A 255-nucleotide genomic window follows, 5' to 3' on the forward strand; every position below is an offset into this window, starting at 1 on the left:
TCATCGTCATGGTCCCGGACACTCCGCAGGTCGAAGACGTGCTGTTCCGCGCCGACGGTGTCGCAGCTGGCGTGGGCAAGGGCAAAGTGGTGATCGACATGAGTTCGATCTCGCCGACCGCCACCAAGACCTTCGCGGCGAAAATCAACGAAAAAGGCGCCCAGTACCTCGACGCCCCGGTGTCCGGCGGTGAAGTCGGTGCCAAGGCCGCGACGCTGAGCATCATGGTCGGTGGCGACAGTGCCGCCTTCGAGC

1 protein-coding gene is annotated in these 255 nt (G+C 64.3%); it reads left to right on the forward strand.

The window, feature by feature from the left end:
• Nucleotides 1–255 (forward strand): NAD(P)-binding domain-containing protein (locus Q7C33_RS29010; protein WP_407684607.1); only part of this gene is annotated, 255 nt, incomplete at both ends.

Source organism: Pseudomonas sp. BP11-1-1 (genome assembly GCF_052112105.1).
GTDB classification, from domain to species: Bacteria; Pseudomonadota; Gammaproteobacteria; order Pseudomonadales; family Pseudomonadaceae; genus Aquipseudomonas; species Aquipseudomonas alvandae.